This window comes from Staphylococcus sp. AntiMn-1 (assembly GCF_001663395.1).
GTDB lineage: Bacteria > Bacillota > Bacilli > Staphylococcales > Staphylococcaceae > Staphylococcus > Staphylococcus equorum.
In genome coordinates this window covers 838,990-853,759 of sequence record NZ_CP012968.1, presented here as the reverse complement: position 1 = coordinate 853,759, position 14,770 = coordinate 838,990, and the positions used below count along the sequence as shown (strand labels likewise).

At 33.2% G+C, this 14,770-nt stretch carries 13 protein-coding genes and 1 pseudogene; all 14 read left to right on the top strand.

Annotated features, from left to right (window positions below; all coding sequences use genetic code 11):
* The 14 genes and pseudogenes from AOB58_RS04230 to AOB58_RS04165 all read left to right on the top strand — a co-directional run bounded on the left by AOB58_RS04230 (position 1) and on the right by AOB58_RS04165 (position 14,272).
* A complete protein-coding gene (locus AOB58_RS04230; RefSeq protein ID WP_052730996.1) occupies positions 1-888 on the top strand; it encodes a cell division protein FtsQ/DivIB in 888 nt (295 codons plus the stop codon).
* Positions 889-993: 105 nt separating this feature from the next.
* Positions 994-2,400, top strand: a complete 1,407-nt coding sequence (ftsA, locus tag AOB58_RS04225; protein ID WP_021338693.1) for a cell division protein FtsA — start codon at positions 994-996, stop codon at positions 2,398-2,400.
* 29 nt (positions 2,401-2,429) lie between these two features.
* Positions 2,430-3,601 (top strand): annotated as a pseudogene (gene ftsZ / locus AOB58_RS04220) (cell division protein FtsZ).
* A gap of 233 nt (positions 3,602-3,834) precedes the next feature.
* On the top strand, positions 3,835-4,623 hold the full coding sequence (pgeF, locus tag AOB58_RS04215; RefSeq protein WP_064783021.1) for a peptidoglycan editing factor PgeF: 789 nt from the start codon (positions 3,835-3,837) through the stop codon (positions 4,621-4,623).
* 17 nt (positions 4,624-4,640) lie between these two features.
* Complete coding sequence (locus AOB58_RS04210; protein ID WP_046465197.1) at positions 4,641-5,315, top strand: YggS family pyridoxal phosphate-dependent enzyme; 675 nt, start codon at positions 4,641-4,643, stop codon at positions 5,313-5,315.
* A gap of 5 nt (positions 5,316-5,320) precedes the next feature.
* The gene (locus tag AOB58_RS04205; RefSeq protein WP_002507930.1) at positions 5,321-5,917 is read left to right on the top strand and encodes a cell division protein SepF; all 597 of its coding nucleotides are present in this window, start codon (positions 5,321-5,323) and stop codon (positions 5,915-5,917) included.
* A 12-nt stretch (positions 5,918-5,929) separates the two neighbouring features.
* Positions 5,930-6,220, top strand: a complete 291-nt coding sequence (locus AOB58_RS04200) for a YggT family protein (RefSeq protein WP_002507929.1) — start codon at positions 5,930-5,932, stop codon at positions 6,218-6,220.
* 106 nt (positions 6,221-6,326) lie between these two features.
* Positions 6,327-7,106 carry a YlmH family RNA-binding protein gene (locus AOB58_RS04195; protein ID WP_046465198.1) on the top strand — a complete coding sequence of 260 codons (780 nt, stop codon included), beginning with the start codon at positions 6,327-6,329 and terminating at the stop codon, positions 7,104-7,106.
* 157 nt (positions 7,107-7,263) lie between these two features.
* On the top strand, positions 7,264-7,881 hold the full coding sequence (locus AOB58_RS04190) for a DivIVA domain-containing protein (RefSeq protein WP_046465199.1): 618 nt from the start codon (positions 7,264-7,266) through the stop codon (positions 7,879-7,881).
* Between the two features lie 255 nt (positions 7,882-8,136).
* Positions 8,137-10,887, top strand: coding sequence for an isoleucine--tRNA ligase (ileS, locus tag AOB58_RS04185; RefSeq protein ID WP_064783020.1), 2,751 nt, complete (start codon positions 8,137-8,139; stop codon positions 10,885-10,887).
* Positions 10,888-11,100: 213 nt separating this feature from the next.
* Positions 11,101-11,895, top strand: coding sequence for a VOC family protein (locus tag AOB58_RS04180; protein WP_021338699.1), 795 nt, complete (start codon positions 11,101-11,103; stop codon positions 11,893-11,895).
* Positions 11,896-11,899: 4 nt separating this feature from the next.
* On the top strand, positions 11,900-12,373 hold the full coding sequence (locus AOB58_RS04175) for a CHAP domain-containing protein (protein ID WP_021338700.1): 474 nt from the start codon (positions 11,900-11,902) through the stop codon (positions 12,371-12,373).
* Between the two features lie 492 nt (positions 12,374-12,865).
* Positions 12,866-13,342 (top strand): signal peptidase II, encoded by a 477-nt coding sequence (gene lspA / locus AOB58_RS04170; RefSeq protein WP_002507923.1) that lies wholly within the window; start codon positions 12,866-12,868, stop codon positions 13,340-13,342.
* Positions 13,343-13,354: 12 nt separating this feature from the next.
* Positions 13,355-14,272, top strand: a complete 918-nt coding sequence (locus AOB58_RS04165) for an RluA family pseudouridine synthase (RefSeq protein WP_002507922.1) — start codon at positions 13,355-13,357, stop codon at positions 14,270-14,272.
* Positions 14,273-14,770 lie beyond the last annotated feature (498 nt).

Here is a 14,770-nt window from a genome sequence, read left to right as displayed (position 1 = left end):
ATGACTAATAAAGTAAGTGAATTTGACTCTGAATACTTAAAAGAAAAACGAGCAAAACGTCGAAAACGACAAAAGCAAATTCAATATTCAGTATTTGGTGTATTGTTATTTATTATCATTTTGATTCTTATATATATGTTCACGCCTTTAAGTAAGATAAGTAGTGTGGAAATAAAAGGCAATGATAATGTTTCCAAAAGTGCAATCAATAAAGCAATTGATGTTAAAGACAACTCTAGAATGTACACATATAGCACTTCAAAAGCGACGGATAAATTAAAAGAAAACAAATTGATAAAAAGCGCGAAAATCACGAAACAAATGCCTAACAAATTAACGATTGAGATCTCTGAAAATCAAATTGTTGGAATGACGAAAAAGAAAGATAATTACGTGCCTATTCTAGAAAATGGTACAGAATTGAAAAACTATGATGGTAATGCAACGGATGATGGACCCATTTTAGTAGGATTTGAAAAAGAGGAGAAAGAAAAAATTATTAATGAACTTGCAAAAATGCCAGCAAATGTAAGAGGTATGATTGCAGAAATTAAATATGATCCTCAAGAAAATTTACAAAATCAAATCAAACTATTCACATCTGATGATATTCAAATTCTTGGTAATCTCAATACGATTGCTAATAAAATGAAATATTATCCGCAAATGTCTCAATCGCTAGAACGTGATGAATCAGGCGAATTGAAAAAGTCAGGATATATTGATTTATCAGTAGGTGCATCATTTATTCCTTATAGTGGTGGTAATGAAACAAAATCAGCAAGTGACAAAAATGTAGACGAACAAACAACAGAAACAGATGCAGCAAAAGATGAGTTACAAAGTGCATTAAACAAAATAAATAAAGAATCAGATAAAAATAATTAAAAAATTTCGACAAATACATGTGTTTATAGTTCACAAGCATCAAAACGTATTGTAAACTGTTAATAGTGTGAACTTGAATAAGTTATTGTCAGGAGGTGCCTATCTATGGAAGAGCATTATTATGTAAGTATAGATATTGGTTCATCAAGCGTTAAAACGATAGTGGGCGAAAAATTTCACAATGGTATAAATGTGATAGGTACAGGACAGACCTACACAAGTGGGATTAAAAATGGTCTTATTGATGATTTCGATATCGCTAAACAAGCGGTAAAAGATACAATCAAAAAAGCCTCTATTGCTTCAGGTGTAGATATTAAAGAAGTGTTTTTAAAACTTCCAATAGTCGGAACTGAAGTATTTGATGAAGTAAATGAAATAGAATTTTATGAAGATACAGAATTGAATGGTACACATATTGAAAGTGTGCTTGAAGGTATTCGTGAAAAAAATGATGTGCCAGAAACTGAAATTATAAATGCATTCCCGATTAAATTTATTGTTGATGGGGAAAATGAAGTTTCAGATCCAAAAGAATTAATTGCTAGACATGGTTTGAAAGTAGAAGCTGGTGTTATTGCAATTCAAAAATCAATTTTAATCAATATGATTAAATGTGTTGAATCTTGTGGCGTAGATGTATTAGATGTGTATTCAGATGCGTATAACTATGGTTCAGTGCTATCAGCTACTGAAAAAGAGCTAGGTACATGTATCATCGATATCGGTGAAGATATTACACAACTTGCATTTTATGAACGTGGCGAGCTTGTTGATGCTGAGGCAATTGAGATGGCTGGTCGAGATATCACAGAAGATATTTCGCAAGGCTTAAACACATCTTATGAAACAGCAGAAAAGATTAAACATCAATATGGTCACGCTTTCTTTGAATCTGCTTCTGATCATGACGTATTTAGTGTAGACCAAGTGGATAGTGAAGAAGAAGCTCAATTTACTCAAAAAGATTTAGCAGATATTATTGAAGCACGTGTTGAAGATATCTTCTTTAATGTTTTTGATATATTACAAGAGCTAGGACTTACTAAAGTTAACGGTGGTTTCGTTGTTACTGGTGGTTCGGCAAACCTATTAGGTGTTAAAGAATTACTACAAGATATGGTAAGTGAAAAAGTAAGAATTCATACACCGTCACAAATGGGCATTAGAAAACCTGAATTTTCTTCAGCAATTTCAACAATTTCTAGTAGCATTACTTTCGACGAATTGCTAGATTATGTTACAATTAGTAATCATGACAGTGAAGAATTCGAAGAAGAAGTCATCGAATCTGATGAAAGAGAACATAGCACAAAATCAAGCGGATTTGACTGGTTCAAGAAAAAATCAAACAAACAAGAAGAGCCACAAACGTCAGCTTCTGAAATGGAAGAACCAGAAGCACCTGAGGAATACGACGAAAAAGTAGACGTCAACCAAGATGAAGAACGTAAACCTCAGGACAAAGAAGAAGGTAAATTCAAAAAACTTATGAAATCTCTATTCGATTGATTGGCCATTAAAACTAGGAGGAAATATAAATGTTAGAATTTGAACAAGGATTTAATCATTTAGCGACGTTGAAAGTCATCGGTGTAGGGGCGGCGGTAACAACGCTGTAAACCGTATGATTGACCATGGTATGAATAATGTTGAATTTATTTCAATCAATACGGATGGACAAGCTTTAAACCTGTCTAAAGCTGAAGCTAAAATCCAAATTGGTGAAAAATTAACACGTGGTTTAGGCGCTGGAGCTAACCCGGACATTGGTAAAAAAGCTGCAGAAGAGTCTCGTGAACAGATTGAAGATGCTATCCAAGGCGCAGATATGGTATTCGTAACTGCTGGTATGGGTGGCGGTACTGGTACTGGTGCTGCTCCAGTCGTAGCAAAAATTGCTAAAGAAATGGGAGCATTAACAGTAGGTGTCGTTACACGTCCATTTGGTTTTGAAGGTCGTAAGCGTCAAACACAAGCAGCAGCTGGTGTAGAATCAATGAAAGCAGCTGTAGATACATTAATCGTTATTCCTAATGACAGATTATTAGATATCGTTGATAAATCAACACCTATGATGGAAGCATTTAAAGAAGCCGACAACGTATTACGTCAAGGTGTTCAAGGTATTTCTGATTTAATCGCAGTATCAGGTGAAGTAAACCTTGACTTTGCAGATGTGAAAACAATCATGTCTAACCAAGGTTCAGCATTAATGGGAATTGGTGTTTCTTCCGGCGAAAACCGCGCAGTAGAAGCAGCTAAAAAGGCGATTTCGTCACCATTATTAGAAACTTCAATCGTTGGTGCACAGGGTGTACTTATGAATATCACTGGTGGAGAGTCACTATCACTTTTCGAAGCACAAGAATCAGCTGACATCGTACAAGATGCAGCAGACGAAGATGTAAATATGATCTTCGGTACTGTAATTAATCCAGAATTACAAGACGAAATTGTAGTTACAGTTATCGCTACTGGATTTGAAGATAAACCTTCATCACAAGCACGTAAAGCTTCAAATACTGGGTTCGGTACAAGCGCAACAAGTAGTAACAGTTCAAAAGAAGATTCATTTGCATCAAATACAGCAAATACTTCTCAACCATCAGAAAGTGCTAGTGAAGGCAGAAGTCATACTACAAATGAAGATGACATTCCAAGCTTTATCAGAAATAGAGAAGAAAGACGTTCAAGAAGAACTAGACGTTAATTTTCGAACTAGCTCGCCTTGTATACATAAGGCTTAAAGCTTAAAGTAGTCAATAATAAATACAATGATGTCATCAGGTCCAAAGATCTGATGACTTTTTTGAATTTTATTGCTATTTGTGAATATAACTTAATCATATATCTGTCTAAAATTTTAGAATAAATTATTGTCGCGGGTCTCCTATATGAAGTCATAGCGAGGAATTACAGTTTTAATTAATGGAGGGTCATAGTATGCATGATAAATTTATTAAAGATAATCATATATTGAAATATGAGGATAGCCATTTAAACAATGTAAAATTGGGTATAACAACAAGAGAAGAAGGTTTGAGTCCCTATCCTAAATCAGCTTTTAACATGGCTAGATATATTAATGATAATCCACAACACGTTACACAACATCAAGAAGAGCTTGCAGCTGTAATTCAATACCCGAGAGAACAATGGGTATTCCCTATACAAACGCATGAAAATAAAGTTGTAGAGGTGACAGCTAAAGATAAAGGCACGAATATTGATATTTTAACGGATGCTCTACATGGTGTAGATGCATTATATACGTATGAATCTGATATTCTGCTTACAATGTGTTACGCGGACTGTGTACCTATATATTTTTATAGTGAAAAACATCATTACATCGGTTTGGCACATGCTGGTTGGAGAGGAACTGTCGGTCAAATTGTGAATGAAGTCATTCGCCATATCAATTTTAATTTAAATGATTTGAATATCGTAATTGGACCTGCAACATCTACAACTTATGAAATTAATGATGATATTAAATCAAAATTTGAATCATTATCGATAGACATGAATGAATATATTGAGACAAGAGACAATGACAGACATGGCATTGATTTAAAACGCGCGAATGCTTTATTAATTGAAAATACAGGTGTTCCTAAAGACAATATTTATATTACTAACTATGCGACATCTGACGATTTATCCTTATTTTTCTCATATAGAGTAGAGAAAGGGAATACTGGCCGCATGTTAGCATTTATCGGTCAATAATGAAGAGGTGTAGAGATTTGAACGTACAATATAATTTAGAACAAATTGAAAAACAATTAAAAACACACTGCGAAAAAGGTAATATTTCAACGTTGCCAAACGTGATTGCAGTGACAAAGTATGTTACAATAGACCGAGCTAATGATGCTTATAATGCGGGGATTAGACATTTTGGTGAGAATCGTTTAGAAGGATTTCAACTAAAAAAAGAAGCTTTACCTGACGATATAGTAATGCACTTTATTGGTTCATTGCAGACTAGAAAGGTAAAAGAAGTGATTAATGAAATTGATTACTTTCATGCATTAGATCGTCTTAAATTAGCAAAAGAAATTAACAAAAGGGCAGAACACAAAATAAAGTGTTTTGTTCAAGTAAATGTTTCAGGTGAAGATTCTAAACAAGGTGTTGCGTTGAAAGATGTGAATACTTTTATTGAAACATTGGAACAATATGAAAATATAGAAGTAGTTGGTCTTATGACTATGGCTCCATTAACTGATGACGAGTCATATATAAAAAGCTTATTTCAATCATTAAAGAATAAAAGAGATGAGATTAAAGCGCTCAATTTAAATTATGCACCATGCACTGAGTTATCGATGGGAATGAGTAATGATTTCCATTTAGCTGCTGAAGAAGGTGCGTCATTTGTGAGAATTGGGACTAAACTTGTAGGAAAAGAGGAGTGAGCCCCGTGGCTTTAAAAGATTTATTTAGTGGATTTTTCGTGGTTGAAGAAGAAGATGACGAATTAGAAGCACCAGAAGAAGAACAAGGTAGACAACAAAACAAGCAACAAGCGCAGTCTCAAACGAATTTCAATGAATATAAAAATAATGAAAATACAGAGCGACAAAGATCCATACAATCCGTTCCCAAAAAGCAGTCATCAAGATTACAGCAATCCTCAGGTGAAAGGAAGTATCAAATGAATAACACTTCATCAAAAAATAATGCAAGGAACGTTGTGAATATGAATAATCAAGAACAAGATCAATTCGGTTTTACAGAAGAAAGTTCTAAAATGTGTTTATTTGAACCACGTGTTTTTTCAGATACTCAAGATATCGCAGACGAACTCAAAAATCGTCGTGCAACTTTAGTTAATTTACAGCGTATTGATAAAGTTTCTGCTAAACGTATTATCGACTTTTTAAGCGGTACAGTTTATGCAATCGGTGGAGACATTCAACGCGTAGGGTCAGATATATTCTTATGTACTCCAGATAATATTGAAGTCGCTGGTAGTATTACAGATCACATAGAAAATATGGAATACCAAGGTGAATAGAGGTAATAATAAATGGATATAGGTTTATTAGGAAGTATATTTAGTTTTATTTTATTCTTGGTTCAAATTTATTATTACGGAATGATTGTTTATTTCTTTATGTCATGGATACCTAATGCACGAGAAAATAAATTCGGTCAATTTTTAGCTAAAATTTATGAACCATTTTTAGAACAATTCCGTAAAATTATTCCTCCAATTGGTATGATCGATATATCATCAATTGTAGCAATAATTGTACTTGTCTTATTCCGACAAGGTTTAGCAAGTATTTTTAATTTAATTTTGAGTAATTTAGCTTAAATCAATTTACGTTAAATAGAATTTAAGTTTACTTATAACTAATGTATAAAATAAATGAGAAGCACCTAACGTTGTATGACGCGAGGTGCTTTCTCTTGTATGTGGAGTGATTAACATCGATATTTACCAGCATTTTAGAAAAGAAGAACATGAATTAATAGATCAACTTATGGATAAGTGTAACCGTGCGAATGAGCAGTATGCGCCTATATTAACACCTTTTCTAGACCCACGTGGACAATATATTATAAGTGTTATAGTGGGTAGTTACGATGATTTAGAAGTCACATTCTTTGGTGGGCCATATGCAGAACGCAAAAGGGCTATTGTTGCACCTGATTATCTTGTGCCAGAAGAAGAACTGTTTGAAATTGTATTGGTTGAAATAGACTATCCTCAAAAGTTTGTAACGCTACAACATCAACATATATTAGGAACAATTATGTCTTTAGGGATAGAAAGAGAGCAATTAGGAGATATTATTGTAGATGATTCAATTCAATTTACTTTGACAAAACAATTGGAATCTTATATTATGTTAGAACTAAATAGGATTAAGGGTGCTACAGTTAAACTTAATTCTATTCCTATAAAAGATATGATACAATCAAAAGAGCATTGGCAAACATATGAAACTACTGTGAGTGGTTTGCGTTTAGATGTCATCTTAAAAGAAATGATTCGCAAATCCCGTACAATTGCTAAACAATTAATTGATAAAAAGCGTGTCAAGGTCAATCATACAATGATCGACGCTACAGATTTTCAACTTGATAGTGGTGACTTATTGTCAATCCAAGGTTATGGTAGAGCAATGATTACTGATATTGGTGGTAAAACAAAAAAAGATAAAGTAAGAATTTCGTACAAAACTTTATTCAAATAATGTTATACTTATATAACGTATAAACAAGTTAAATTAGATTTCTATCAATAAGAATGCATACAAATGATTATAAAAAAATAGAAAATATAGACATAAATCACTATTTCAGATATTTAAAGCAGTGCTAAAATAGTGTATTATAGAAGGAGGATAACGCATGCCTTTTACACCAAATGAAATAAAAAACAAAGACTTTACACGCGTAAAAACTGGTTTTGAACCAACTGAGGTTGAAAGCTATTTAGAACAACTAAGTAACGAAATTGAACGTTTAAAAGAAGATAAAAAGCAATTAGAGAAAGTCATTGAAGATAAAGATACAAATATACAGTCATATAAAGATGTTCATCAATCTGTAAGTGATGCTTTAATTCATGCGAAACAAGCTGGGGAAGAAACGAAATTAGCTGCAACTAAAGATGCTGAAGCAACAGTTTCTAAAGCACAAAGTGAGGCTAATAAAATTGTTAATGATGCGGTTGAAAAAGCACGTCGTCTCTCATTCCAAACTGAAGACATGAAACGACAATCAAAAATATTTAGATCACGTTTTCGCATGTTAGTTGAGGCTCAACTTGATTTACTAAAAAGTGAAGATTGGGATTATTTATTAAATTATGATCTTGATTCTGAACAAGTAACTCAAGAAAATATTAATCATTTACATGAAAATGATTTGACTGAAGAAGAAAAAGCGATGAAAGCGAAAGCAGAGGCAGATAGTACTACAGAAGCAGATGCTCAGGCTACAAATACTGAAAAAGATAAAAAATAGTAATTAATATAAATAACAGACACGTAAGCATCTTTTTGCATATCAAAGCGAGTTAGGGACAGTGAGAGCCTTTCATATGTAAGATGTTTATATCACTGTAATTTCAAAAAATATATTAACAATGAGAGAACTCTAAGTTGAGTTAATCAGGGTGGTAACGCGGTATTAATCGTCCCTGTTAATTGAACTTAGGGTTCTTTTTATTGTACGGATGAATTGAATTTATTATGAAAATCGGAACAAGGAGTGTATAAAATGGATTATAAAGAAACGTTATTAATGCCAAAGACAGATTTCCCAATGCGCGGAGGGTTACCAAATAAAGAACCTAAGATCCAAGAAGAATGGGAAGCACAAAACATTTATCAAAAAGTGTTAGATAAAAATGAAGGGAATCCATCATACATTTTGCATGATGGCCCACCATACGCTAATGGTAATTTGCATATGGGACATGCACTGAATAAAATCTTAAAAGACATGATGATTAGATATAAATCAATGCGTGGGTTTTATGCACCTTACGTCCCAGGTTGGGATACGCATGGTTTACCTATTGAACAAGCACTAACTAAAAAAGGTGTTAAACGTAAAGAATTATCTATTGCTGAATTCAGAAAAAAATGTGAAGCATTTGCTTTAGAACAAATTGAAAATCAGAAAAAAGATTTTAAACGTTTAGGTGTTAAAGGTGATTTTGATAATCCATATATCACGTTAAAACCAGAATATGAAGCAGCACAAATTCGTTTATTTGGCGAAATGGCAGATAAAGGGTTAATTTACAAAGGCAAAAAACCTGTATATTGGTCACCATCAAGTGAATCTTCACTTGCAGAAGCAGAAATTGAATATCAAGATAAACGTTCAGCTTCTATCTATGTAGCGTTTGATGTTAAAGATGGTAAAGGCGTTGTAGATTCAGATGCGAAATTCATCATTTGGACAACAACACCATGGACATTACCTTCTAACGTGGCGATTACAGTATATCCTGATTTAACTTATGGTCAATATAATGTGAACGGTAAAAAATACATTATCGGTAAAGACTTAGCGAGTGATGTTGTTGAAGCATTAGGCTGGGATGAAAATACGCTTGAATTAGAAAAAGAATTTAAAGGTAGCGAATTAGAGTATGTGGAGACACAACATCCATTTGTTGACCGAGTTTCATTGGTTATCAATGGCTTACATGTTACTACTGATGCTGGTACAGGTTGTGTGCATACAGCACCTGGTCATGGTGAAGATGACTATGTCGTTGGTCAGAAGTACAAATTACCAGTAATTAGCCCAGTTGATGATAAAGGTGTCTTTACAGAAGAAGCTGGTCAATTTGAAGGTATGTTCTATGACAAAGCCAATAAAGCAATTACGGATGTGTTAAAAGAAAAAGATGCTTTATTAAATTTAGAGTTTATCACACATAGTTATCCTCATGATTGGCGTACGAAAAAACCTGTTATCTTCAGAGCAACGCCACAATGGTTTGCATCTATTGATAAAGTTCGTCAAGACATCTTAGATGCAATTGAAGTAACTGATTTTAAAGTAGATTGGGGTAAAACACGTATTTTCAATATGATCCGTGACCGTGGTGAATGGGTTATTTCACGTCAACGTGTCTGGGGTGTTCCTCTACCAGTATTTTATGCTGAAAATGGTGACATCATCATGACAAACGAAACTGTTAATCATGTTGCAGATTTATTTGAAGAATTTGGTTCTAATGTTTGGTTTGAACGTGATGCAAAAGACTTACTACCAGAAGGATTTACACATCCAAGTAGTCCAAACGGTGAATTTACTAAAGAAACAGATATTATGGATGTTTGGTTTGATTCTGGTTCATCTCACAGAGGCGTTTTAGAAGGGCGTCCTGAATTATCTTATCCAGCAGATTTATACATTGAAGGTAGTGACCAATACCGTGGTTGGTTTAACTCATCAATTACAACTTCTGTTGCGACAAGAGGTAAATCACCATATAAAATGCTCTTATCTCACGGCTTTGTTATGGACGGCTCAGGTAAAAAAATGAGTAAATCATTAGGTAACGTTATTGTGCCAGATCAAATTGTTAAACAAAAAGGTGCAGATATTGCACGACTTTGGGTAAGTAGTGTTGATTACTTAGCTGACGTTCGTATCTCAGATGAAATCTTAAAACAAACTTCTGATGTGTATCGTAAAATCAGAAATACATTAAGATTTATGTTAGGTAACGTGAATGATTATAATCCTGCTACTGATGCATTAGCTGAAGCAGATTTATTAGAAGTAGATAAATATTTATTAAATAGACTACGTGAATTTACAGCAAATACTTTAGATCATTATGATAACTATGATTACTTAGATATCTATCAAGAAGTTCAAAACTTTATTAACGTAGAATTAAGTAATTTCTATTTAGATTATGGTAAAGATATTTTATATATTGAAGAACGTGATTCTCATAAACGTCGTAGTATGCAAACAGTGTTATACCAAATTGTAGTGGATATGACGAAATTATTAGCACCAATCTTAGTGCATACTGCTGAAGAAGTTTGGTCTCATATTCCGCATGTTGAAGAAGAAAGTATTCACTTAACTCGTATGCCAGAACGCGCTGAAGTAGACCGTGAATTTTTAGATAGATGGAATACATTTATGGATTTACGTGATGATGTTAACCGTGCATTAGAAGTAGCACGTGGTGAAAAAGTAATTGGTAAATCATTAGAAGCAAAAGTTGTAATCGGTAGCAATGACAACTTTGATGCAACATCATTTTTACAACAATTCTCTGATTTACAGCAGTTATTTATTACTTCTCAAGCAGAAGTAGTGGAATCAGTTGAAAATGGTGTGGCTTATCAATATGGTGATATCCGTATTGAACACGCGCATGGTGAAAAATGTCAACGTTGTTGGAATTATAGTGAAGAACTAGGCTCAGTTGGCGAACTTGAAGACTTATGTCCACGTTGCCAAGAAGTCGTTAAAACACTCGTATAAAACGTAGTGTGATTAATTAGAAATAAAAATGAAATAATTAAATTAGGTTATATGTTTTGCCTCGCGCAAAGCATATAGCCTTTTTAATGTTTGAACTATTAAGATAATTATGAAGAAATGGATAAAAATAATACTATTGAATGAGCTTTTTTAATGTATAAAAATGGATTTCAAGTATACTGAATTTATTAGAGTTTTAGAAAGGTGTTATACATGTTCCATAGTCAAAGCGCGCATTTTGTAAATGGCATTACATTAAATGTTAGAGATAAAGATGAAATGAAACAATTTTATGAAAACATCATAGGTATGAATGTGGTAAATGAATCTTATTCAACAATCCAATATGAGATTGGTAATTTAAATCATTTTATGACTTTTAACCAGGTTATACAGGGCAGAGAGCCGTTACGTTCAGAAGCAGGATTATTTCACTTGGCAATCAAGTTACCTGCTAAGACAGACCTTGCAGATTTGCTTGTACAAATAGATGAGTCTGGTATTCCAGTACACGGTGGGGAGCATGATGTGACAACCTCATTATATTTAGAAGACCCTGAAGGTAATGGTTTAGAATTTTATGTTGATAATCCAATTGAAGACTGGTTATTTGAAGATGAAAAAGTAGTGCTTGAAACGCAACCGATTAACGTGCCTAATCTATTAGCGTATACTTCAAATGAAAAATGGCAAGGTATACCTGATGAAAGTGTTATTGGTTATTTGAATTTAAAATCAATTGATTTAAGCAAAGTTAAGCAGTACTATAATAATTATTTCGGACTTGAAACATCATCATTAGAAACAGATGGCGCATTTTACTTATCCTCTAATGGTTATCATCAACATTTAGTGGTTAATAATTGGTTATCTAGCATTAAACGAATTGAAAATAATAGAACGTATGGTTTAGCAATTATTGATTTTCATTACCCTGAGACTACGCACAAATTATTAACAGGACCAGATGGTATACAATTTCGATTTAATTATAATAAGGTCGTGTGATTAAATGAAAAAAAGACTTGGTACGATGTTTGCGATAAGTGCTATTATTACTGTTGCTGCTGCATATGAAGGATTAGATAACCAAGATATGACTGAGCCAACAAATCATTTCTGGTCGTTAGATCCAATGAAATATAATACGTATACTAAAGGACAATGTACGCACTACGTCTTTGAAAAAGTAAGAGAAGATGGAATGAAAATAGGGAAGAAATGGAACGACGCAAAGTATTGGGCATCGTATGCACAAAAAAGTGACTATAAAGTCAATCAATCACCCAAGGTAGGGAGCATTTTACAGACTACTGAAGGTGAGTATGGTCATGTAGCTTATATTGAACAACGAAATGACAATGGTTCATTAGAAGTTAGTGAAATGAATTATAACAAGCCTTTTGAAATATCAAACCGAATTATAACGAAAGACGAAGTTAAAGATTATAAATATATCCATCCTAAGAAAAACGCTAGTGTTTAAACATAATAGTATTTAGAGACAATACTTGTGCATGCTTTCCGCGGGCACAGCCTCAGCCTGTAGTCTTCAGCTCGTGTTTTTTCCGCAGGAGTCAGCACAAGTCGTTACCTTGATTTAATATATATTTGTATAGTTTTTTATTTTGTGGCAGTTCTTCTGCATGCTTTCCGCGGCCACAGCCTTTAGTATTCAACTCATGTTGAACTATTCGACTAGGTGCCGACGTTTCAATACAATATTGTCACTACTTGAACATAAAATATTTCATCTACACTAACTATTAAAAATAGGCAACATGGTGCGCCATTTTATTGTTAACTGTAGATGAATTTTTAAATTACCTTATTGTATATGTGAATATTATTAGTGATTTAGTATTAATAATGTAACTTTTTTATCAGATATTCAAACTGTAACTTTTTTTATAAGTTTGATTAGGATATAATGAAAGATGTTGTAAAAGCGACTGAGATTAGAATAGGAGGTACAGACATGAAACGTCCGTACTATATTGGTATTTCTTTATTCATAACAATCGTTATATTAATATTAGATCAAATCACAAAATTTATTGTTGCTAGTTCAATGAAGGTTGGAGAAACATTTGAAGTTATTCCCAACTTTTTAAATATAACTTCTCACAGAAATGATGGTGCCGCTTGGGGTATTATGAGCGGGAAAATGGGCTTTTTCTATATTATTACAGTTATTATACTCGTAGTGCTCATTGTATTTTATATTAAAGAAGCAAAACACAGTTTGTTAATGCAAATCGCTATTAGTTTATTATTTGCAGGTGCTTTAGGTAACTTTATTGATCGCGTATTACACGGTGAAGTTGTTGACTTTATTGACACATATATATTTGGTTATAACTTTCCAATATTTAATGTAGCTGACTCTAGTTTGACGATAGGCGTTTTGTTAATTATTATCGCTTTGTTAACAGATATGAAGAACGAAGAATAGGAGAGATTTTGCATGACAATACATGAGTATAAGATAGAAAATAAAGATGACGCAGGCCAGCGTATCGACAAAGTATTACCTGAATTCAATTCAGATTGGTCACGTACACAGATTCAAGATTGGATAAAATTATCACTTGTAAAAGTAAATGATAAGCTAATTAAACCAAATTATAAGACGAAGTTAAACGACCATATTGTAGTAACTGAAAAAGAAATTGTAGAAGCAGACATCAATCCAGAAAATTTAAACTTAGATATATATTATGAAGACGATGATGTAGCAATCGTTTATAAACCTAAAGGTATTGTGGTGCATCCTTCAGCTGGGCATTCAACAGGGACACTTGTAAATGGTTTAATGTATCAAATGAAAAATCTATCTGGCATTAATGGTGAAGTACGTCCAGGTATTGTACATCGTATTGATAAAGATACATCTGGTCTATTAATGGTAGCCAAAAATGATATTGCACATCGTAGTTTAGTGAATCAATTAGTTAAGAAAACTGTGACACGTAAATACGTAGCGCTTGTTCATGGGAATATACCGCATGATTACGGTACGATAGAGGCACCAATTGGTAGAAATAAAAATGATCGTCAATCAATGGCCGTTGTTGATGATGGTAAAGAAGCAGTTACACATTTTAATGTATTAGAGCATTTTAATAATTATACTTTAGTAGAATGTGAATTAGAAACAGGGCGTACACACCAAATACGTGTACATATGAAGTATATTGGATTCCCGCTTGTAGGCGATCCGAAATATGGACCGAAGAAAACCTTGAATATTGGCGGACAAGCGCTACATGCCGGTATCATTGGTTTTGAACACCCAGTGACGCAAGAATATATTGAAAAGTCTACACCACTTCCTGAGGATTTTGAACAATTATTAGCAGATATTCGTAAAAGTGACAGCTAACTAATAAAAGTAAATTTGAAATATAAAGTTTTGAAGGCTTAAATTTAATAAATAAGAACGAGCTACTAGAATTCTATATTAGAACCTAGTAGCTTTTTTATGAGGTTGGGACAAAATACATGTCCCGCTCCCAATCTATCATATGAGTGACGTGAAATAGCGTCAAATGATTATTTTGAATTTTATTTGACCGCTTGCAAGTGAATTATATTCATGGTAATATAGTGACAGTTTAATAGAGCGCCATATCGTCTTTAAATGAAAGTCCAGAGAGGCTTCGAAGACATGGATTTAATATAAGGTACATAAACATATTGTATGTTTGTGAAGACAAATGAACACTGTTGTAGCTGAAGTTTATCGCGCAATGGGAAACATAGTGGTTAACTCCCTGTGAAGAGAAAGCATCTAAGTTAAGTGAAGATAAATCTCTTGTTTGTTTATGATACTTTATAACTAAACCTCATGTCTAAAAAGACATGAGGTTTTCTTTATATT